The organism is Paludibacterium denitrificans (assembly GCF_009707705.1).
In the GTDB taxonomy this organism is placed as follows: domain Bacteria; phylum Pseudomonadota; class Gammaproteobacteria; order Burkholderiales; family Chromobacteriaceae; genus Paludibacterium_A; species Paludibacterium_A denitrificans.
In genome coordinates, this window is the sequence record NZ_WLYX01000001.1 from 200,659 (window position 1) to 221,032 (window position 20,374).

Consider the following 20,374-nt stretch of genomic DNA (forward strand, 5'->3'; position numbering starts at 1 on the left):
CTCACGGCGCTACCGCACTCTGGCTGGCAACTGCCTGTGCCGACAGGTAACGCAGCCGGATTTCCCGCGCCAGCTCGTCGGCCACCTTGGCATACAGGGTGCTCTTGTTATAGCGCGTGATCACGTAGAAATTATTCAGGCCCAACCAGTATTCCGTCACCCCCGGCTGGGTTTCCAGCGGCACCAGCACCGCCTGCACATCATCGGCCAACGGCGACTGCGGCATGACGCCGCGCTGGCGCAATTCGCCCACCGTGTAATGCAGGTTGAATTTATCCGACACCAGCTGGTCGATCTGCGGGCCGGGCATCACTGCCGCTTAAGCACCAGCACATCATCGCCATGACGCCAGCCATGCAGCTGGAAATAATGGGCCACGCTGCCGATGGCATCAGCCGGATTGTTCCAGATATCGCGATGGCCATCGCCGTCAAAATCCACCGCCCACTTGCGATAGCTGGACGGCATGAATTGCGGCCAGCCCATCGCCCCGGCATAGGAGCCCTTCAACTGCAGCGGATTGATGCCCTCTTCCTTGGCCAGCTTGAGAAATTCGGTCAACTCACCACGAAAATACTCAGCACGACGCGGGTAATCAAAGGCAATGGTGGTCAGCGCATCCGCCAGCCGGAAGCTGCCGGTATTGCGGCCATAATTGGTTTCAATACCCAAAATCGCCACCACCATTTCCGGTGCCACGCCATAGGTGGCTTCTGCACGCTGCAGGGTTTCGTGGTGGGCTTGCCAGAAAGCAACGCCATTGCGAATCAGGCGCTCATTGTAAAAATTGCCGCGAAACTGATACCACGGCCGCGACGTGGATGGCCGGTCCAGCACGTTCAGGATGGCTTGGGCGAGACATTGGCAAACACCACCTCCAGCTCTGCCCGGTTGAACTGACCGCTGGCAACCTGTTCGTCGATATAGCGCTGCACATCCGGTCGGGCCAGCAACTCTGCATCGGCACGCACCAGCGCCGACGTCAGCATGACGGCCATACCCGCCACCATCAAAAATCGTTTCATCTAACACGTCTCGGTTGAGGGAAAAGCAGGCCGTGTTCGGCCAACCCTGCTTCACCCTCCATTATTCGGAAGCTTGCGACACCCAGCAGCGGCACGCGGCAATCAGTAGGACAAGGCACTGGAAACCAGCTTGGCGGTAATGTCGACAATGGGGATGACCCGCTCATACGCCATGCGCGTCGGGCCCACCACGCCCAGCGTTCCCACCACCGGCCGTTGATACGATAAGGCGCTGTCACCACCGAACATTCATCCAGCGTCACCACGCCGGATTCGTCGCCAATAAAGATATTGACGCCCTGTGCCTGCTGCCCCTGATGCAGCAGATTGAGCAACTCGGTCTTGCGCTCGAACACGGCAAACAATTCGCGCAAACGTGACAAGTCTTCGGAGAGGTCCCGCACATCCAGCAGGTTGGTACGGCCCGCCACCACCACGGCATCACCCGGATGCTCCAGCGCCGACTGGCCCATGCGAATGGCCGCCGTCATCAAGCCGGTGATATCACCCTGCAACTGGTGCAACTCCGTTTCCAGACGATGGGCAATGTGGGACAAGCCCTGCCCGGCATAATGCTGATTAAGGAAATTGGCGGCTTCGACCAGCTCGGAAGACGAATAATCACGCTCCATCACCAACAGGTGGTTTTGCACGTCGCCGTCCAGCGTCACCAGAATCATCAACACCCGCCGCTCGGACAGGCGCAAAAACTCGATCTGGCGAAAAGCCACATCGGAGCGCTGCGGCGTCATCACCACGCTCGGCAAAATGCGTGAGATCCGACAACAGCGACGAGGCGGCGGCCACAATGCGCTGCGGGCTATCGGGACGCAAACCGGACTGCAACTCACGCACGGCCACCTCTTCCAACGGCTGAATGGTCAGCAGGTGATCGACAAACAACCGATAGCCCTTGACCGTCGGCACCCGCCCGGCCGAGGTATGCGGCGACACAATCAGCCCCATCTCCTCCAGTTCGGCCAACATGTTGCGAATGGAAGCCGACGACAAATCCAGCCCGGACACCATGGATAGCGTTTTGGAGCCAACCGGCGATCCATCGGCGATATAGCGTTCGATCAGGGTTTTCAGGAGACGTTGGGAGCGCTCATTCATCATCACACCATTTTACACGTCACTGATAACAAGGAAAGTGGCCACACTCGCGCCAGTTTCAAGCCGCATCACAGATAAATCAGCCCGCTTCCCCCGTCAAGTTCCGTGGCCGGGCCAACACAGCTCCGTCGCCGTCCACGTATCAGCGTCTGCCGCTTTATGCGATAATCAGCGGCTGTTGAGTATTGGCCCGATTATCCCTTTTGGAGACAAAATGGCAGAGCGTTCCGAAGACAAGAGCCGCGCCTTGGCGGCTGCCCTGAGCCAGATTGAAAAGCAGTTTGGCAAGGGTTCGATCATGCGCATGAGCGACAATCAAATCACCGAAAACCTGCAGGTGATTTCTACCGGTTCGCTGGGGCTGGATCTGGCCCTGGGCGTCGGTGGCTTGCCACGTGGCCGCGTCGTAGAAATTTACGGGCCGGAATCCTCCGGTAAGACCACCCTGTGCCTGCAAGTGGTTGCCGAAGCGCAAAAGCTCGGCGGCACCTGCGCCTACATTGACGCGGAAAACGCGCTGGACCCGATCTACGCACAGAAACTGGGCGTAAAAGTGGAAGACCTGCTCATCTCCCAGCCGGATACCGGTGAACAGGCGCTGGAAATTGCCGACATGCTGGTGCGCTCCAGCGGCGTTGACGTCATCGTCGTCGACTCGGTAGCTGCCTTGGTACCCAAAGCCGAAATCGAAGGCGAAATGGGCGACAGCCACGTTGGCCTGCAAGCACGCCTGATGAGCCGGGCGCTGCGCAAGCTCACCGGCAACATCAAACGCACCAATACGCTGGTCATCTTCATCAACCAGATCCGCATGAAGATTGGCGTGATGTTCGGCAACCCGGAAACCACCACCGGCGGCAATGCCCTCAAGTTCTACGCCTCGGTGCGCATGGATATCCGCCGTATCGGCGGCATCAAGAAGGGTGAAGAAGTTGTCGGCAATGAAACCCGCGTGAAAGTGGTCAAGAACAAGGTGGCGCCGCCGTTCAAGCAAGCCACCTTTGACATCCTGTACGGCGAAGGCATCTCGCGCGAGGGTGAAATCATTGATCTGGGCGTAGAACACGAACTGATCAACAAATCTGGCGCCTGGTACTCCTACAATGGCCAGAAGATCGGCCGTGGCAAGGACAACACCCGCGAATGGCTGAAAGCCAATCCGCAAGTCGCGCAGGAAATCGAACGCAAGGTGCGTGAGCTGGTTGGCGTCAAGGTGCAAATCACCGAAGGCGAGCCGGATGATGACGCGCTGACCGACGATACCTTCGACGTTTAAGTCCGCCTGCCAGCAGCGTGAACACATCATGTCTTCACGCTGCCGTCCCGCCCACGACCAATCTGCATGGAAAAAAGCCTGAAAGTCCGCGCTGTCGACCTGCTCTCGCGCCGGGAATACTCACGCAAAGAGCTGGAACGACGGCTACTGCCACACGCCGAAAGCCCAGAACAGCTCATGGCGCTACTGGACGAGTTGGCCGAACGCAACTGGCAGTCCGACAGCCGCTTTGCCGAACAACTCACCCGCGTCAAAGGCAGCAAATATGGTAGCCGTGCTTACTGGCGCAGGAAATGCGCGAGCGCGGCGTCTCCAGCGAGGACATCGCCTCGGCACTGGCCGAACAGGACGATCTGGCCACCGCTCGACAGCAATGGCAACGCAAATTCGGACAGCGGCCGACTACTCCGCAAGACAAGGCTCGGCAAATCCGCTTTCTGGCAGCGCGCGGTTTTCCGATGGACATCATCCGCCAGGTCCTGCTCGATAGCTCTGACGATTTTCCGTTGGACGAAGCATGATGCGCCGTGCGATATAACCACGACATGGCGATCGCACCGTTTCGGCCAACCTTGCACCGCCCCAAACGCCTGGATGAGCCAACCCCACGAGCCACACCGGGGACCATGACATCAGCAAGGCCACAATCGCTAGAAACAATGGCAATAAGGCTCTGGCAAAAGGCACCCGCCGCCATGCAACCCTTGCCAGCCAAGCCTCAGCTTGACACAATCAGGCCATGACACTGGGCCAATCCCCATTGCGACCGGCCAAGATTTCTGAAATAGACCACAACGACATGAAAACTTCCGAGATTCGCCAGAAATATCTGGATTTCTTTGCTTCCAAAGGACACCAAGTCGTGTCCTCCAGTTCGCTGGTTCCCCCGGGAAGACCCCACCCTGCTGTTTACCAACGCCGGGATGAACCAGTTCAAGGACGTCTTCCTCGGTTTCGACAAGCGTCCATACAGCCGCGCCACCACCGCACAGAAATGCGTCCGTTTAGCGGCAAGCACAATGACCTGGAAAACGTCGGCTACACCGCCCGTCACCACACGTTTTTCGAAATGCTGGGTAACTTCAGCTTCGGCGATTACTTCAAGCACGATGCCATCCACTACGCCCGGGAATTCCTGACCGACCCGAAATGGCTCGGCCTGCCCAAAGACAAACTGATGGTCACGGTGTACGCCTCCGATGATGAAGCCTACGACATCTGGCACAAGGAAATCGGCGTTCCTGCCGACAAGATCGTACGCATCGGCGATAACAAGGGCGCGCCCTACGCCTCCGATAACTTCTGGCAAATGGGTGACACCGGCCCGTGCGGCCCGTGTACCGAGATTTTCTACGACCACGGCGACCATATCTGGGGCGGCCCTCCGGGAAGCCCGGAAGAAGACGGCGACCGTTTCATCGAAATCTGGAACAACGTCTTCATGCAGTTCAACCGCGACGAAACCGGCACCATGCATCCGCTGCCCAAACCGTCCGTGGATACCGGCATGGGGCTGGAACGCATCTCCGCCGTCCTGCAAGGCGTACACGCCAACTATGAAATCGACCTGTTCCAGAACCTGATCCGCGCGGCGGCTCGGGAAACCGGCGTAGCGTTCAGCATGGACGTGCCATCGCTCAAGGTGATCGCTGACCATATCCGCGCCTGCTCGTTCCTGATTGCCGATGGCGTCATGCCATCCAACGACGGCCGCGGTTATGTCCTGCGCCGTATCATCCGTCGAGCCATACGTCACGGGTACAAACTGGGCCAGAAGGGGTTGTTCTTCTACAAGCTGGTACAGGATCTGGTCAACGAAATGGGCGATGCCTATCCGGAATTGCGCCAGAAACAGGCCGAAGTGGAAGATGCCCTGAAACAGGAAGAACTGCGCTTTGCCGAAACGTTGGACAAAGGCATGGCGTTGCTGGAATCCGCGCTGGAAGGCGGCAAGAAACAACTGGATGGCGATACAGTGTTCAAGCTGTATGACACCTTCGGCTTCCCGGTTGACCTGACTGCCGACATCTGCCGTGAGCGCGATATTGTCGTTGATCTGGACGGTTTCGAACACGCCATGGCTGAACAACGTAAACGTGCACGCGCCGCTTCGTCGTTCAAAATGGCTGGCAACGTCGAATACAACGGTAAAGATACCGTCTTCCGTGGCTATGAAAACGCCAGTGTGGATGCCAAAGTGCTGGCACTCTACAAAGGACATGAAGCTGTTAATACGCTGAATGCTCGGCGACGAAGGCATCGTGGTCTTGGATAACACGGCATTTTATGCCGAAGGCGGCGGCCGTGTCGGCGACGTGGGCGAGCTGTCGTCTAATGCCGGTGTCGGCGCGCTGTTCGATGTCACTGACACGCAAAAAGTCCAGGCCGCCGTGTTTGGACACAAAGGCAAACTCATCAGTGGCAGCCTGAGCGTGGGCGATACCGTTGCCGCCACCATCGATCTGCACAAGCGCCGGGCTACGGCCCGCAACCACTCGGCCACTCACCTGTTGCACAGTGCGCTGCGCCATGTTCTGGGCGACCATGTTGCCCAGAAAGGCTCAATGGTCAACACCGAACGCACGCGTTTCGACTTTGCCCATAACGAGCCGGTCAGCGCCGCTGATCTGCAGGAAATCGAACGCATCGTCAACCGCATCATTGCTCATAACGTCGAAGTTTCGGCCAACCTGATGTCGTACGACGATGCAATCCGCTCCGGTGCCATTGCCCTGTTCGGCGAAAAATATGGCGATACGGTACGTGTATTGAAGATGGGGGAATTCTCCACCGAACTGTGTGGCGGGACGCACGTCAAGCGCACCGGTGACATCGGTTTCTTCAAGATCGTGTCCGAATCCGGTGTTGCGGCTGGTGTACGGCGTATCGAAGCCGTTACCGGTGAAGGCGCGGTGACCTACGCCCAAGCACAGGATAGCTTGCTGAAAGAAGCGGCTTCAGCGCTCAAGGCACAAAGCTCCGACGAAGTTGTCAGCCGCCTCAACGCGCTGCAAGATCACGTCAAGGCAGTAGAGAAAGAGCTGACCCGCCTCAAGGCCAAGCTAGCCTCCTCGGCTGGCGACACGTTGGCCGAAGCCGCCGTTGAGATTCAGGGCATCAAGGTGCTCGCCGTTGAGCTGGAAGGCGCCGACAACACCGCCCTGCGCGAAACGCTGGACAAGCTGAAAGACAAGCTTAAATCCGCCGCGATCGTACTGGCAGCCAAAACTGACGGTAAGGTAGCACTGGTGGCTAAACGTTACCGCAGATCTCACCAGCAAAGTTAAAGCTGGCGAACTGGTTAATTTCGTCGCCCAGCAAGTAGGCGGTAAAGGCGGCGGTCGACCAGACATGGCACAAGCCGGTGGCACGCAACCAGAAAATCTAGCAGCCGCCCTAGAGCGTACAAGCCCTGGCTTAAGCAAGCTGTAATCGCGCAAAACCAGCTAATCAAAAAGCTGCATGGGAAACCATGCGGCTTTATTTCATCCAGCAAGCAGCGACTACTTGCTGCGCCCCACCAACACAATACCGGCAATCACCAACCCCGCCCCAACCAGCTGTAACGGGGTCAGACTCTCTCCCAAAATCAGCCATCCCAAACCCATGGTAATCACCGGGCCAATAATCGCCACGGACGATGCGCGCCCAGCCCCCAGACACCGTATCGACTGGTTCAAACACCACACAGGGATAACAGTACTGATCAATCCCATCGCCAGCCCAATGCCATACACAGGCCAAGGCAAGCCGAGCAATCCCGCTGACGAAACCATGGCAAAGTGCGCAAATACCGCCGGGCACGACACCAATGACGCCAACGCGGCAAAACGGGTAGCCCCCCAATAAGCAATCACCTCCCCGGAGCCCACCAGATAGATCGCATAAGTCACCGTACTGGCTACCACCCGGGCCATCCCCTGCCACAGCCTCACACTTTGGCCCGCTGTTGCAACATCCCGGCTGAACGTAACCACCATACCAAGATAAGCCACGGCCACACCCCACCAGACCTTTGAAGAATAGCGCTTACCCAGAAACAGACAGGAAATGAACAACACCAGTGTCGGATACAAGAACAGAGTCAGCCGTTCCAGCGACGCACTGATGAATTGCAAGCCAACAAAGTCCAGATAACTGGACAAGTAGTAGCCCAGCAACCCAAGCATAATCAGTCGCGACCAATCCCCCAGCGTCTTGCCACGCCACGCATCCGGCTGAACAGGCCACAACATCCAGACAAAAAACGGCATTGCAAACAGCATACGCAACATCAGCAGCGTTTCCGCACCGACAGCATAGCGGTAACCGATTTTCACAAAAATGGCTTTAGCTGCGAATCCGCCTGCCGCAAGAATGGCAAACAACACTCCCCGCCCTTCTGCCAGAGCTGCGTGACTGGTTTTATTGGCAACACTTGCCGTCATCGTTATTCCATCCCGGAAAGAAGACTACATTATCGATACTTTATCAACGGATAAAAAGTTTACTTCCACATGGCCACCTGCCCTGATCGGTATTTAAAAATGATGCTCCATCGCGATTAGTTTGCAGCAAATCTCAACCTTATTGACTCACATCAATATGCCTTATGAGTAGTTATCAATAATGATCCCTTAAGTTCAGGAAGGATGTTTAGCCAACGAGTAGGCACCTGTGTCACATGATGACAAGCAACCCAAAAGGTAATGCAGGTCACTCGCTTCGGGGCTAAACGGCTTTTACTTGCAGAGGGATAGCCATGGCTTTAGTGCTTTATGACGACGGCAACCACAAATGTGTCGCCTTTACCGAACTGGTGCAAGGAGATGGGATCCGGGCAAACCAGTTTGCCATCGTCGACCAAGGTGATGGCATGCTGCTGGACCCGGGTGGCAACCTGACTTACAAGCATCTCATCGCCGAGATGGCAGACTATTTCCTGCCATCCCACACCCGGTATGTTTTTGCCTCCCATGCCGATCCGGATATTGTCGCATCAGCCAACGGCTGGCTGCTGATTACCGATGCGCAAATCATGATTGCCCAAGAATGGGTGCGCTTCTTACCGCACTTCTGCGTCCGCGGGGTAACGGAAGGCCGCCTGATTGCCATCCCACCGAAAGGTATGGATGTCACGTTGGGTAATGCCACACTGAAGATCATTCCAGCCCACTACCTACATACCGTCGGCTTTTTCCGTGTATACGACCCGCTCAGCAAGATCTTGTTCTCAGGCGATGTCGGAGCATCACTGATGGATGGTCATGATGCTTAAGCAAACCCATTGAAGATTTTGAGCACCACCTGATCGATAGCCACATGCAGGGCTTCCACCAGCGCTACATGACCAATAACAAAGCCTGCCGTTTATGGGTACAAATGGTGCGGCAACTGGATATCGAGTGGATCGTCCCTCAACACGGCGGATCGTTCAAAGGCAAGGAAATGGTTAACCGCTTCCTGGATTGGCTTGAACAGCTCGAATGCGGTACCGACCTGATCAGCGAAGCTGATTTCACCTTAGTGTAACGTCGTACACCACCACCCTCATCATGAATGAACTGAAGTCACTATCAGAAATACTGACCAGCACACCAGAGAATTTACTGGTGCTGCTGGCTTTGGTATTGCTAGCTGGGCTGGTCATTGGCGGCGTGCGGCATTATCGGCACAAGCAACGCGCCGCCACCGACCACGATACCGACCTGACAGATGAAGAAGCCGCATCCCAACCCAGTAATGACGATGAATCACTGTCTTACAAAGTGGATGATGTGGATGCTCTGACCGAGGTCGATGTATTCATCCAGTTTGGCTACCTAGATCAAGCGGCATCGGCCTTACGCTGGTATGTGGATAGCATCGCTCCACACTCAGGGCGCGAACTGAAACGACTTGCTTAAGCCTCTATCTACAACTAGGGCAACTGGACGACTATGCAGAAATACTCGAACGCCTGCATGATCTGGCACTACTCAATCGTGACGAACTCGAGCAATCGATCCTCGAAGGCTTAAAAGTAGACCGTAATAACCTGGCATTACGAGTTCTGGCAGAACAAAGGCTGGCGCTAGGCGTAAGCGAGATGAATGCCAAGCTGGGAGAGGCTCTGCCGACGCTCAGTACCGAAGAACTGTTGCAACAAGCGGCGGCCAGCCCGGCTCAGTCGCCACCAAGCGTGCAAATCGAGCCAACCGCCCCCCAGACATTAAATCCGGTACCGCTAATCGAAGGGCGTGCATCAATCACCACGCTAAGTCAGCAAGAAACAAGCATCATCAAGGCTTTTATCCCCGCAGCACGTCAGGCTCGGCTACTGCTGTCTTGTCACGCCTATCAGGATGCACTACCAGCTCTACAACGACTGCTAAACGACCACCCCCGCTCACTTTCTCCCTTACTGGATGTTCTCCGCGTCCACTACATGGGGCGCAATCTGCCAGAATTTACCCGTCACCTATGGTCATTCCACATGGCTTTGGGCCAATACGGTCAGCAACTAAAAGAACGACTCCTGCAATTAGGGTTGCAACTGGGAACCAATCCTGCATTGAGTGCACTGGCTTTGTGTCCAGATCGGTTACATCTGGAAGTGATTGGGCGCGAATATGGCTACATTCCCACCTGTGATCCAGAGGTAGAAAAACTGTCATTAATCGAAGTCGTTTCGGCCAACCCTGAGCAGCTCGCCTACCAGACTGATGCCCTGAGCGAGGCTGACCATTACATCGAATACGGTCAGGTCGACATGGCAATTTCTACTCTGGAAAACGCCATCATGGCGCACCCGGAAGAAGCACAATACTACCCCCCCTGCTGGACTTGTATGAGCGGCTGAACGATTTGGAACGCTTTACCGTACTGACCCGTCGGATCAAGGACAGTGCACAACGCCCTCCTGAAGAAATTACAGCCATGATGAGTACGTTCGTCCAGCGCATGCAACAACGTATCCCACAGCGGTCAATGGCAGCTTGAGAGACCATCCATGATTTCAGATCTCACACAGCAAAAAGTCATCACCGTTCTGCCGGTTGGCATGGATAGCCGTAAATTATCGGTATTCCGCATGGCTTTCCGCATGCATAGTGCTCACGTTTACCAACTGGTCGATGACGCCCAAAATACAGAGCCGCAGCTAGCGATCATTGATGTAGATAGCATGGATGGCTGGGAAGCATGGGAAAACTTTCGCCAAAACTATCCACAATTACCGGCACTCATCGTCACCACTACGCCACCAGTGCAGGCTCCGGCCCCTGTTCTCAAAAAACCGGTACGAGTGGAAACGCTGTTCCCGCAAATGCGGGAATTGCTCCTGAAGCCGGTGACTATCGCTCAGCCGCCGCAGAAACCATTGGTTGCACCTGCGCCACAAAAGATTGAACAACCGCGACACCTTACAGACGTAGTCACCAACGAGACTAAGGAAGCCGTAACGCCCCGCGTTACTATCGCGCCCACACCTCCAGTGGTAGCGAAGGAGACTGTTGTACAAAAACCGGCGGTCTCTACCGCTGTTGAGCCCCCTACACATCCTGCCACAATCACGCTTGAACGCTTCGATCCTCACGCGGGTCTGTTTGGTTTGATCACTCGCCTGTATCGGCAAAAAACAGCGGCCTTAATTGGCATAGACGGTAAGCCATTGATATTCATCGTCCCTGCACTGGAAAAGGCGCTCTTGTTACAACCGCTAGAGGCTTTACAGCCTCTTTGTGAGAACACGACTGCCAGTTTCTACCATCAAGAGTTGAAACCGGATGATGTTCTTCCTGCCGATGCCTCTGAGATGCGGTTGCAAAGCCTGATCTGGCAGTTGGCTATCTGGACCAGCCGGGGCCGATTGCCTCGCGGGATTGGTGCAGACACCCCTATCCGGTTGCGCTTCTGGCCCAATCTGACACGTTTGCTTACCATACCTGATGCCATGCGGATCACCGCATTCCTAACCAAAACACCGGTAAATCTGAAAATCATTACTCGGATGTTAAAGGTTGAGCCGACGCATCTGTTTACTTATCTGACAGCGGCTTACGGGATTGGCATTCTGGATCTGCCCACTCGTTCGGCAACGCTGTCCGTTATTTCAAGTCAACCGGTTCGCCCCGCTCGGCCAGCAAGCCCGGAGCTAAGCCATACCGTTACCGGTGCACCAACCTCGTGGTGGCATGCTATCGCGGCTATTAAAAAAAGTGATCGGTTTATAACTTATTTCCAGAGATACTCATGCGAGCATACGATAACAAAATCATTTTTGCTGGCCCGGTTGGAGCGGGTAAAACAACCGCCATCGGCTCAATCAGCGATATCGAACCGGTCACTACCGATGCAACTGCCTCGGATATGACCCTGAATCGCAAGGGTTACACCACCGTAGCAATGGATTATGGCGTGCTATATCTGGACGACAAAACCAAGGTCCACTTATATGGCACCCCGGGCCGGGAACGCTTCGACTTTATGTGGGAGATTCTCAGCAATGGTGGTATTGGCATGATTCTACTTCTGGACAACACCCGCCCCAATCCGATCAAGGATTTGCAGTTTTTTATCAATGCATTCAAGGATCTGATAAAAACAGCACCACTGGTGATTGGTGTCACGAAGACAGATATCAAACCCACTCCATCCACTGAAACCTATGCAGCCTTGCTGGAAAAATTCGAAATGAGGCCACCAATTTTCGAAATAGATAGCCGCGAAAAAGAAGATGTAAAACGATTAGTACTGGCCCTGCTGTTTTCAATAGATCCGGGGCTGGAAGGGTAAATCATGAGCGACACCCTCAAGCTGAAGGGGGCCCTTTATCCGATGGTTACACCGGCAGGGGCCTACTATGCAGTCTCTAGCCAAGAGCAGGATGCGGCACGAATGCTGCTGACTCAAATATTGCGTATTGGCCATTCAGTCCCCCTGACAGAAGAACTGTTGGCCGAATGGAGTGGCGACGAAGCAGAGAAGGGACTACAAACGCTATATCGTTTGCAACGTCTAGACTTTGTCAATGGCACTGAACAGCCGCGGCCCCCGCGCCAATCTGGAAAGTCAGCTACCGGAGCTGCTAAGTAATCTTTCAGATACTCAGCACGCTCTGCTGGCCGATGACAACGGGTTATACTATGCTACCGCAGGATTTTTGCATGAGTCTGCAGAGGAAATTGCGGCCTTGGCTGGTGACATCATTTCACTGAGTCGACGTCACACCTTATTGCTCAAACAGAACCTTAATCTTACCAGTACCTCCGGGCTATTAGTAATCCGGCTGGTCACAGCGAATTGGCTTTCTACCCATTACATGTTGGCCAACAGTCGTTTGTACTGGTAGTTGGAGGAACGCCTCAGCTACAAGATCACCATTTTGTCACGCTCGTCGAACTATTGACCCGGCGTTACGCCTAGACCACATAACCCAATGTGGCAATAGATTCTGCCACGGGTAGACACATAATCTGGAGAAAACAATGCGCGAACAGATGCTCAAATCCATTCTGAGTGACCTCAACGGAGCTTCTGCGGATATCGAAGCCTCCGCAATCATTTCCTCTGACGGCCTGACGATGGCCGCCCTGCTCCCACAAGACGTGGATGAAGACCGTGTAGGCGCTATGGCTGCAGCCATGCTGTCACTTGGTGAACGCACAGCCCGAGAGCTTGCCCGGGGGGAACTGGAACAAGTCATGGTCAAGGGCGATAGTGGCTACATCCTGATGAGCTACGCAGGCAAGGATGCGGTGCTGACTGTAATTGCCCGCCGCGAAGCAAAACTCGGGCTGATATTCCTGGACACCAAACGCGCATCGAAGAATATCGCTGAGATTCTATAAACAGTCGAGACATAAAACCAGCAAGAGCCTCTCACTCACAACTGAGAGTTCGGGGCCTTGCTGATTTTATTTTCTGACTGACCCTAGGGTCAGTCAGAAATAGATGACTACATAGTAGGCGTAACTACTCAATCACGAGATTGAGGATTATCGCTCTGTAATGCAGAAAGATTAGATTAATCTGAGAATATCAAGAGCATGTAAAGCAAAAGCCCGCATTATGCGGGCTTTTTGAATTTGGCTCCCCGAGAATGTCTTACTACGAACCACTCACGCCGCGTTTAACCTGCCTCCTCGCTTTACCCGCCGTGCCGCATAGTCTATAGAATCCACCCCTTATCCCGCATGCCTAGATGGCTTTCAATGCCATCATGGCCACAAAGCGCGACCTTACCAAACCCCTCGAAACCGTCTCATTCCGCTGCAATCCATGCCGTCATACCTTCGACGCCATGCCTTTGCGTATTGATGACGCGCCCGAGAGCGAGCACCACCCGTTCAGTTACGTGGGAGTGTGCCCGTTGTGTGATGCCGAGTGCCCGCAGGCGCCCTTCCACAAGGCGCTGGTGAAGGCTTGGGCAAATGCCACAGGACCGAGGACGCCAGCAGGAAAGGCTTCCACAGCAAAGAATCTGGATGGGCATCCCACTCCGGAAGAGGCACTGCGCACTCGCTTCAATGCCATGAAGCACGGCATGTCGGCCGAGACTGCCCAGTATTTTCCCTGCCAGGCCGGGCAAATACCCAGCCTGCCAAACCTGCGATATTGATCGGGACTACTGTTCCGAACAGCCAGCGTGCGTCAAACAGACGCAGCTTTTCATGGTGCACCACGCTGCATTCGAACAGCGCAACCCGAAACACCTGACGCCGATCTACTCCAGCATCCAGGCGAGCATCACCGCCATTATCCAGCAGATACTGCAAACGATCATTGCCGACGGCGTGAAGCTGGAGGCTCCAGCCCTGGGCGGTCGACCGCGAAGGCAATGTCGTGATCGGCGAGTACAAGGATCTGGCCACGGGGCAGACCAAGCGGATCATGGAAGTGAAGGCGCACCCTCTACTGAAGCCGCTCCGGGAGTTCCTATCCGGGAACAACATGTCGCTGTCCGACATGGGAATGACACCCAAGGCGATCGAGCAGGAAGAGCAGCAGATGGGCCGCCTCAAGCAGGCGATGGTCCGCCCACCCTGTCCCTCGAGGAGTTCGCGCAGAAACAGAACGAATCTCTTGCCGCTCTGCGCGAGCTGGCCGAGCGTGCCAATGCCCGCAAGCAGAATGACCCCGTGTTGATTGACTATCAGCAGCAGAACGGTGGTGGGAAGTGAGCAGCGACCGTACCAGCGCCGCGCAGCGCATCAAGATCCAGCACCGGGCCGAGTCCGAGGTGATGCGTTATGCTAGGCCGGACCCGATGACGGGAATCAAGCCGCATGCTTTGTGGGCCAAGCACGTTCACAACGTGGATCTTGACCCGATGCAGGTGCTGAAGATGCAGGAGATGGACGATCACGAGAACACGGTCGACTTCTCATGCTTGAGCGGACGGGCAAAACCGCGGTGAAAGAGATGTACGCCCCGGAGATACTGGCCACCACGCCCTACCAGGAAGAAGGCATCGTGGCACCACGGCTGCAGCAAAGCCAAACTAACATCACCTATCATCTGGACGCCATCCGGCGCTCTGACATCCTGACCGGATGGATTGCCTACAAGAGCGGCTATTCGCCAGATTGCCGACCTGAAATACCAGTTCACCAACGGTAGTAAGGCCAGCTGCTATGGGATCATGTCGCAGATCGACGGTGACGGTATCTCGATCGCCTCCCTCGAGGAAACCGACGACATGCTTAAGCAGACCGCCTCTTTTCCAGATTCCTTCCCATGTTGGGCTCCGCGCGCCGTCTGGGCGTAGATAAAGGCGTGAGCTTCAAACCACAGATCAGGATTACCGGGGTACACAAGGGTGCTGACGTACTCTCCCACCTGATCGAAACCGGCGGTTACCACATTCTGCCGCCGGTCGATGTGTATCTGGGCATCGAGCTGGGCATTTTGAACGAAGCATTCGTGCTTGAAATGCAGAGCCAGCTGCCCGAGGCGGAATATATCCGGCAGTTCCTGTGCATCAACGCTTCGGCGCAGAACTTCATCTGGGAAAAGCACATCCGGAGGGCCATGGCGGTTGGGCTGTCTGCCGGGCTACAGCTTTCCGGGCCGGTACCGGGGAACCGGTACCGCAAACGCGGACTGTTGTCGTTTGGCTATGACCACTCCGGCCATGGCGAGAGCGCGCACGCTTCCTGCTCTGCCCTAGTGGTGTGCGAACAGATCGGCAACTTCGTGACCTTCCCGTTCGTGAAGACGTGGCCAGCCGGTACCGACGATGCGGTGGTAGGCCGTGATCTGATCGGGCTGTGGGACTACTTCCGCCCAGACTACGCCATGGGCGATGCCTACGGCGTTGGCTTGCTCACCAGCGTGAACGACATGCTGTTCTCCGCCGGGTTGATTGATATCGACCGCCGCAGCATCGGTGATGGGCAGAGCACGGCCAGCACCTGGCAGCACTGGGCCTTCGCCCCGATCCGTTTTGAGGGGATGACCAAACACAGCATGGCCAGCGCACTGCGCTCTGCTTTCCACAATGGCCAAGCGGCGATTCCCTATGTAGATGATGGTACCGACGCGCTCAAGGCCAAGAATACAGCCAATACCCACTGGGGACCGTCTGCGCTCGACCAGGTGCAGGCCGATGCCAGTGACTGGGGCAAGTTCATCCGCCAGCTTGGTAACCTGAAGGCTAAGGCGGTACAGGGAGCCAGCTACAACAGCTACAAGATGGCCAACCCGAAAATTGGCGACGACTTGTTCGATGCAGCCAGTGCTTAAGCATGTGGGCGCTGATCACTCGAGGCGTGGAGAGCTACGCTCCGACCGTAATAGCTAGCCGGGCGGTATCGCCCGAGCAGCTGCTGGGGATGCACTGATGATCTATGGCAAATACAAACCCGCGCGGGAAGATATTGCAGCCAACGTGTTGAAACCGCCCCCTCCGCTAACCCCTGCCCAACGAGCCCGGGCCGAGAAAATGCGCGACGAATGGCGCGATGCCTTCAACGGCGACGATAGCTTCATCCGCAACATGGTTGAAGCCCTGATTCACGGCTGGCGCAATGTCATGTTCGTTACACCGATCGAGGACCAGAAAAATGGGAATGATTGATAGCCTGCTGGCCCGCGTGGGGCTGCAGCGTGCGGTGGCCACACCGAAATTTACCGATGTGCCGGTGCCCGAGTCGCCGACCTATGAGCAGAACGCCCAAGCACCACCGAAGTGGGCCGCCGTCCGACGCAAGAAAACCAGATGCGTGCCGTGTATCGGCAGCTGCAGGTGGACTATGACTTGCGCGCCACCATTCTGGATATTCGCCGTATGGACCGGCAGGACGGACGGGTAAAGCGGATTCACAACCGGGTGGCGCGCGACGTGACCCGTGGCGGGCTGGTCCTACTGCAAGACGACCCGGACGAGCGCATCCAGCGCGAATGGGCCGCCTTTGTTCGACGCCTACAGCTAAATCGTCCTGAAAAGCTGAAGTCTGATGCCTCTGGTCTATTGAAAGAAGGCAACCTGCCCATGCAGTGGGTGCTGGATAACAGCGGCAACGTGGTTTCCGGCGTGCGCATGCTTAAGCAGAGACTATTCGTCCGAACGTGGGCATCGATGGGCGCTTCAAGGACGTGCGCGCCGCCTATACCCAGATGGATCTGCTCAACGGTACCGAGCTGGCCAACTTTCCGTTGTGGCAGCTCACCGTGGCCGGGCTGGACCCGGACAACTACGACGATATGTCCTCCCGGGGCGGCCGTTCATGGATGCCAGCCGGGAGACCTGGCGCAAGCTGCGCATGACCGATACCGATCTGGTTATTCGCCGCAAGCACCGTGCGCCCTTGCGCATCGCCCACGTGCTGGAAAACGCGACAGAGCCAGAAATGAAGGCCTACCAAGACAACGTGGAGGCCAACAAAGACCTGATCACCACCGACTTCTACCTGAATAAGAAAGGGTCGGTCAGTGCCCTGCAGGGGGATGCCACGCTGGGCGATATTGGCGATGTGATTTATCTGCTCGATAGCTTCTTCAGCCACACGCCGCTGCCGAAGGGGTTGATGGGCTACACCGATGGGCTGGCGCGCGACATCTTGGAAGACTTGAAGCGGGACTATTTTGACGAGGTCGACCAGATGCAGGACACCATGGCATGGGTGTATGACTTCGGCTTCCGCCTGCAGCTGCTGCTGCGAGGCCTCAACCCTGACGCGCTACAGTTCACTATCACCTTTGCCGAACGCCGTACCGAGACCTTGAGCCAAACCACCGATAGAGCCCTGAAGCTAAAAGCGCTTGGCCTGCCGCAATCCATGATCTGGGAAGAGCTGGGTAAGAATGCTGCCGAGGTAGAACAACGGCGAGAGAGCGATGCGAAGCACTACGACCCCTACCCGGAACCGGGCAATGTTGGCAACGCACCCACGGTGAAGATCACCCCGGGCAACGGCCGCAAGGGCGAATCGGCTACGGATATCGGCCATGCCCATTAATACCGAGCGCGCCAAGATCATCCGGGAAGCTACGCTCAAGGCCGTGGCCGAACGCAACAAGCTGATTCACACGTCGGTAGATGATCTGGTGCATACCTATAACCAAGCCAGCGACGCCATCACCGAGCACATCCAAAAGGCTGCTGACCAGGACGACCGCATCACGCTGAACAGCCTGCAGGAGTTGTTGTCCGAGGTGCGTAAGCAGCTCCGGGGAGCTGGAAGATCAGCGCGACCGGCAGCTTTTCCGCCAGTTAAGCGAAGCCGCAGCCATTGGCGTGCGCCCGTTTGACTCGGCCCTGCCTTCTTCCGCGCTGTTTTCGATCAACCATGAAGCTGTCAGCTTTGTGCGCGGCTTTGTCGCAGCCGATGGCCTGCAACTGTCTGACCGGCTCTGGCGCATCAACCGCGGAACGATCGAGACCATCACTGACCAGATCCAGTTTGCCGTGATCAATGGCGAGAGCGCCCACCAGGCGATGATGCGCAGTATGGGCCGAGGCCAAGGGGTGCCGCCGGAGATCGCCCAAGCCTACAACGGAGCCAAGGCTGGCCAACTGGGGCGGCGGGTGCGCAGCTTGATGACTGGGGCGGCTGATCCAGTAAACGGCAAGGGTGTGGTTTACCGGGCTGAACGGCTGTTCCGTACCGAGATCAACCGGGCGCATGGCGAGTCCTACCTGTCGGCGGCGTTCCAGACGGATGGCGTGGTTGGCGTGCGCTTCATGCTGTCGCCGCGCCACCGGTTGCGCGATATCTGCGATACCCATGCGACGGCGGATCTGTATGGACTTGGGCCGGGGGTTTATCCCAATCGGGCGAGCTGTCCATGGCCAGCGCACCCGAATACATTAAGTTATGTGGAAGCAGTGTTTGAAGGAGAGTGATTGCTTGTCGAACCAGTTGCTTTTAGTCAAAATCCATAACCAACAATGACAAAAGAATCGACAAGGACATCACTGCATGAAGATCATAGCAACCGTTGTTACCTCTATCCTGCTTGCTGGCTGTGCGGCGACGAACGACCATCAACCTCCTGAGGCAAACCTTTCCTACTCTTTGATTCGTACCGTTCCTTTTTCCAAAAACACTATCAATACGGATATACCAGTAAGTCTGTATAAAAATAATCCAAGAACAGTAAGTGTTGACTCTCCTTTTACTATCCGTCGGTGTGAGTCACCGGACTTATGCAGCCAAGGAGTTGTAACAATCGTCAGCCAACTGACTCTAATTGAAAAATCGGATGATCATGCAACCGTTTCTTTGAGCTCAAATGTTACTGTTGGTCGCCAAGGCACCTTCAAATCCGGAAGCAGCAAGGAAACGAGAACAATCAATGAAGAAGTGCCATTAATTACTGAACAAGCATTTAGCGTGAATCGAACATTGGTTCTTTCACGAGGGCACGCTCAAACCGTTCGACTACTGCCTGAAGCAGAATTGGTAGTTGATCTGAAGTAGATGGATGGTATTTGCTTAACTACCGACATCCTTATTCCACCCCTTATTTCACACTTCTTCCACGCCTAATCTGCTACCAGCTGGGCAACCGGCGCCCGGCGGACCTCCCAGCCGCCGGGGTTTTCTGGCAGATAGGCGATGCAAAAACCCCGACACATCCTTCTTTCCGATGACGGCCACGGCAAGCGCGTGCGATTGCTCGCTGGCGTGGCATCCATTCCTGATGACAAACGCACCAGCTGGGTGACTCTGACCCGCGAGGGATCGTTTACCGACCCGCGTTACGGCCGGTTTGAGATCACCCGAGACATGCTACTTGCCATGGTGCGCAACTTCGACACCAAGGTACTGGGGGTAGACATCTTCCTGGACGTGAACCACCGCCCGGGTGATGGTGCCGCCGCCAAGATCCTGAAGCTATCCGTGGAAGGTGGCTAGCTGCGCGCGCTGGTGGAGTGGACCGAGTTTGGCATTGAGGCCGTGAAAGAACGCGGCTTCCAATACCTGTCTGCTGAGTATTCCGAGAACTACCAGGACAACGAGCAGGGCCGCACCCACGGCCCTGTGTTGCTTGGCGCTGGCCTCACCGTGCGTCCGGTGATCAAGCGCCTAGACCCCGTCACGCTGTCGTGCGACTCCGGCGCGGACACCCCTGTTTTGATCCATCCCGAACTTGCACGAACTCTTCTTTCCGAGGCTCAAGCGAACATGAACAAATATTTGCAAGCGCTGCTAGCGCGACTGAAAGCCAAGCAACTATCTCAGCAGGTGCTGGATACCGTAAAACAACTGGGTGAAGCTGCCTTGGCCAGCTGCACCACCGATGCTGATGCTGAAGCGCTGTGCACCCAGTTGGAAGAACAGACTGTGACGCTATCCGAAGCGCTGGCAGCACTGGTTCCGCTCCGGTAATCCAGCTGTCTGTTGCCTCGGCACCGCAGCAGGAGGCCATCAACGCCGCCGTTGCCCGCGTGCTGGCCGAACAGGCACAGACTGCCAAACAGCTGGCCGATACCACCGATGCCCGCCGCAAGCTGCTGTCCGATACTATCGCTGCGGCAGAAGGCATCGAT

At 56.0% G+C, this 20,374-nt stretch carries 34 protein-coding genes; 28 read left to right on the forward strand and 6 right to left on the reverse strand.

The window, feature by feature from the left end:
• Position 1 precedes the first annotated feature (1 nt).
• From GKE73_RS22060 to GKE73_RS01385, 5 genes are read right to left on the reverse strand one after another with little or no spacing between them, the layout of a single operon-like run.
• On the reverse strand, positions 2–310 hold the full coding sequence (locus GKE73_RS22060; protein WP_280954678.1) for a lytic murein transglycosylase: 309 nt from the start codon (positions 308–310) through the stop codon (positions 2–4).
• Positions 310–837 carry a lytic murein transglycosylase gene (locus tag GKE73_RS22065; RefSeq protein ID WP_312854336.1) on the reverse strand — a complete coding sequence of 176 codons (528 nt, stop codon included), beginning with the start codon at positions 835–837 and terminating at the stop codon, positions 310–312. The genes GKE73_RS22060 and GKE73_RS22065 overlap by 1 nt, the downstream gene beginning before the upstream one ends.
• Positions 838–839: 2 nt before the next feature.
• On the reverse strand, positions 840–1,025 hold the full coding sequence (locus GKE73_RS01370) for a hypothetical protein (RefSeq protein ID WP_230368781.1): 186 nt from the start codon (positions 1,023–1,025) through the stop codon (positions 840–842).
• On the reverse strand, positions 1,022–1,756 hold the full coding sequence (locus GKE73_RS25230; RefSeq protein WP_376767404.1) for a hypothetical protein: 735 nt from the start codon (positions 1,754–1,756) through the stop codon (positions 1,022–1,024). The genes GKE73_RS01370 and GKE73_RS25230 overlap by 4 nt, the downstream gene beginning before the upstream one ends.
• Positions 1,647–2,141, reverse strand: coding sequence for a hypothetical protein (locus tag GKE73_RS01385; RefSeq protein WP_230368782.1), 495 nt, complete (start codon positions 2,139–2,141; stop codon positions 1,647–1,649). Before GKE73_RS01385 ends, GKE73_RS25230 begins: the two co-directional genes overlap by 110 nt.
• A 214-nt stretch (positions 2,142–2,355) precedes the next feature.
• Here GKE73_RS01385 and recA point away from each other — a divergent pair, with 214 nt between their 5' ends.
• From recA to GKE73_RS22080, 5 genes are all read left to right on the forward strand, one after another.
• Positions 2,356–3,417 (forward strand): recombinase RecA, encoded by a 1,062-nt coding sequence (gene recA / locus GKE73_RS01390; RefSeq protein ID WP_230368783.1) that lies wholly within the window; start codon positions 2,356–2,358, stop codon positions 3,415–3,417.
• 293 nt (positions 3,418–3,710) lie between these two features.
• Positions 3,711–3,938 carry a regulatory protein RecX gene (locus GKE73_RS01395; RefSeq protein WP_280954679.1) on the forward strand — a complete coding sequence of 76 codons (228 nt, stop codon included), beginning with the start codon at positions 3,711–3,713 and terminating at the stop codon, positions 3,936–3,938.
• A gap of 278 nt (positions 3,939–4,216) precedes the next feature.
• Positions 4,217–5,692, forward strand: coding sequence for an alanine--tRNA ligase (gene alaS / locus GKE73_RS21560; RefSeq protein WP_280954680.1), 1,476 nt, complete (start codon positions 4,217–4,219; stop codon positions 5,690–5,692).
• Positions 5,679–6,704 (forward strand): alanine--tRNA ligase-related protein, encoded by a 1,026-nt coding sequence (locus GKE73_RS22075; RefSeq protein ID WP_312854337.1) that lies wholly within the window; start codon positions 5,679–5,681, stop codon positions 6,702–6,704. Before alaS ends, GKE73_RS22075 begins: the two co-directional genes overlap by 14 nt.
• 10 nt (positions 6,705–6,714) lie before the next feature.
• Positions 6,715–6,849, forward strand: coding sequence for a DHHA1 domain-containing protein (locus tag GKE73_RS22080; protein WP_280955070.1), 135 nt, complete (start codon positions 6,715–6,717; stop codon positions 6,847–6,849).
• A 71-nt stretch (positions 6,850–6,920) separates the two neighbouring features.
• Here GKE73_RS22080 and GKE73_RS01405 read toward each other — a convergent pair whose 3' ends face one another.
• On the reverse strand, positions 6,921–7,844 hold the full coding sequence (locus GKE73_RS01405; RefSeq protein ID WP_245393809.1) for a DMT family transporter: 924 nt from the start codon (positions 7,842–7,844) through the stop codon (positions 6,921–6,923).
• Between the two features lie 314 nt (positions 7,845–8,158).
• Here GKE73_RS01405 and GKE73_RS01410 point away from each other — a divergent pair, with 314 nt between their 5' ends.
• The 23 genes from GKE73_RS01410 (at position 8,159) to GKE73_RS01515 (ending at position 20,213) form a co-directional block, all read left to right on the forward strand.
• The gene (locus tag GKE73_RS01410; RefSeq protein ID WP_230368785.1) at positions 8,159–8,674 is read left to right on the forward strand and encodes an oxygen-binding di-iron domain-containing protein; all 516 of its coding nucleotides are present in this window, start codon (positions 8,159–8,161) and stop codon (positions 8,672–8,674) included.
• 44 nt (positions 8,675–8,718) lie between these two features.
• On the forward strand, positions 8,719–8,928 hold the full coding sequence (locus tag GKE73_RS01415) for an oxygen-binding di-iron domain-containing protein (protein ID WP_230368786.1): 210 nt from the start codon (positions 8,719–8,721) through the stop codon (positions 8,926–8,928).
• A gap of 23 nt (positions 8,929–8,951) precedes the next feature.
• Complete coding sequence (locus GKE73_RS01420; RefSeq protein WP_230368787.1) at positions 8,952–9,302, forward strand: hypothetical protein; 351 nt, start codon at positions 8,952–8,954, stop codon at positions 9,300–9,302.
• Between the two features lie 182 nt (positions 9,303–9,484).
• Positions 9,485–10,237 carry a hypothetical protein gene (locus GKE73_RS01425; protein ID WP_230368788.1) on the forward strand — a complete coding sequence of 251 codons (753 nt, stop codon included), beginning with the start codon at positions 9,485–9,487 and terminating at the stop codon, positions 10,235–10,237.
• Between the two features lie 150 nt (positions 10,238–10,387).
• Entirely contained in the window at positions 10,388–11,749 is a 1,362-nt protein-coding gene (locus tag GKE73_RS24470; RefSeq protein ID WP_230368789.1) for a response regulator, read from the forward strand.
• Complete coding sequence (locus GKE73_RS01435; protein WP_230371376.1) at positions 11,692–12,171, forward strand: GTP-binding protein; 480 nt, start codon at positions 11,692–11,694, stop codon at positions 12,169–12,171. Before GKE73_RS24470 ends, GKE73_RS01435 begins: the two co-directional genes overlap by 58 nt.
• 3 nt (positions 12,172–12,174) lie before the next feature.
• Entirely contained in the window at positions 12,175–12,471 is a 297-nt protein-coding gene (locus tag GKE73_RS01440; protein ID WP_230368790.1) for a hypothetical protein, read from the forward strand.
• Positions 12,407–12,727 (forward strand): roadblock/LC7 domain-containing protein, encoded by a 321-nt coding sequence (locus tag GKE73_RS25235; RefSeq protein WP_376767250.1) that lies wholly within the window; start codon positions 12,407–12,409, stop codon positions 12,725–12,727. The genes GKE73_RS01440 and GKE73_RS25235 overlap by 65 nt, the downstream gene beginning before the upstream one ends.
• 136 nt (positions 12,728–12,863) lie before the next feature.
• Positions 12,864–13,226: a roadblock/LC7 domain-containing protein gene (locus tag GKE73_RS01445; RefSeq protein ID WP_230368791.1), complete on the forward strand. Its 363-nt coding sequence runs from the start codon at positions 12,864–12,866 to the stop codon at positions 13,224–13,226.
• Positions 13,227–13,678: 452 nt separating this feature from the next.
• Positions 13,679–13,996, forward strand: coding sequence for a hypothetical protein (locus tag GKE73_RS01450; protein WP_230368792.1), 318 nt, complete (start codon positions 13,679–13,681; stop codon positions 13,994–13,996).
• 52 nt (positions 13,997–14,048) lie between these two features.
• Complete coding sequence (locus tag GKE73_RS01455) at positions 14,049–14,558, forward strand: hypothetical protein (RefSeq protein WP_230368793.1); 510 nt, start codon at positions 14,049–14,051, stop codon at positions 14,556–14,558.
• Positions 14,555–14,794: a hypothetical protein gene (locus tag GKE73_RS01460; RefSeq protein ID WP_230368794.1), complete on the forward strand. Its 240-nt coding sequence runs from the start codon at positions 14,555–14,557 to the stop codon at positions 14,792–14,794. The genes GKE73_RS01455 and GKE73_RS01460 overlap by 4 nt, the downstream gene beginning before the upstream one ends.
• Positions 14,791–14,997: a hypothetical protein gene (locus GKE73_RS01465; protein WP_230368795.1), complete on the forward strand. Its 207-nt coding sequence runs from the start codon at positions 14,791–14,793 to the stop codon at positions 14,995–14,997. The genes GKE73_RS01460 and GKE73_RS01465 overlap by 4 nt, the downstream gene beginning before the upstream one ends.
• Positions 14,998–15,114: 117 nt before the next feature.
• A complete protein-coding gene (locus GKE73_RS01470) occupies positions 15,115–16,122 on the forward strand; it encodes a hypothetical protein (RefSeq protein WP_230368796.1) in 1,008 nt (335 codons plus the stop codon).
• 97 nt (positions 16,123–16,219) lie between these two features.
• Positions 16,220–16,456: a hypothetical protein gene (locus tag GKE73_RS01475; RefSeq protein WP_230368797.1), complete on the forward strand. Its 237-nt coding sequence runs from the start codon at positions 16,220–16,222 to the stop codon at positions 16,454–16,456.
• Positions 16,443–16,691, forward strand: coding sequence for a hypothetical protein (locus GKE73_RS01480; protein ID WP_230368798.1), 249 nt, complete (start codon positions 16,443–16,445; stop codon positions 16,689–16,691). The genes GKE73_RS01475 and GKE73_RS01480 overlap by 14 nt, the downstream gene beginning before the upstream one ends.
• Positions 16,692–16,947: 256 nt before the next feature.
• Entirely contained in the window at positions 16,948–17,145 is a 198-nt protein-coding gene (locus GKE73_RS01485) for a hypothetical protein (protein WP_230368799.1), read from the forward strand.
• Positions 17,106–17,837: a hypothetical protein gene (locus tag GKE73_RS01490; RefSeq protein WP_230368800.1), complete on the forward strand. Its 732-nt coding sequence runs from the start codon at positions 17,106–17,108 to the stop codon at positions 17,835–17,837. The genes GKE73_RS01485 and GKE73_RS01490 overlap by 40 nt, the downstream gene beginning before the upstream one ends.
• Complete coding sequence (locus GKE73_RS01495) at positions 17,827–18,129, forward strand: hypothetical protein (protein ID WP_230368801.1); 303 nt, start codon at positions 17,827–17,829, stop codon at positions 18,127–18,129. The genes GKE73_RS01490 and GKE73_RS01495 overlap by 11 nt, the downstream gene beginning before the upstream one ends.
• The gene (locus tag GKE73_RS01500) at positions 18,116–18,724 is read left to right on the forward strand and encodes a hypothetical protein (protein WP_230368802.1); all 609 of its coding nucleotides are present in this window, start codon (positions 18,116–18,118) and stop codon (positions 18,722–18,724) included. The genes GKE73_RS01495 and GKE73_RS01500 overlap by 14 nt, the downstream gene beginning before the upstream one ends.
• Positions 18,725–18,800: 76 nt before the next feature.
• Positions 18,801–19,301, forward strand: a complete 501-nt coding sequence (locus tag GKE73_RS01505; protein WP_230368803.1) for a hypothetical protein — start codon at positions 18,801–18,803, stop codon at positions 19,299–19,301.
• 138 nt (positions 19,302–19,439) lie between these two features.
• Complete coding sequence (locus tag GKE73_RS01510; protein WP_230368804.1) at positions 19,440–19,739, forward strand: hypothetical protein; 300 nt, start codon at positions 19,440–19,442, stop codon at positions 19,737–19,739.
• Positions 19,740–19,751: 12 nt separating this feature from the next.
• On the forward strand, positions 19,752–20,213 hold the full coding sequence (locus GKE73_RS01515) for a phage protease (protein ID WP_230368805.1): 462 nt from the start codon (positions 19,752–19,754) through the stop codon (positions 20,211–20,213).
• Positions 20,214–20,374 lie beyond the last annotated feature (161 nt).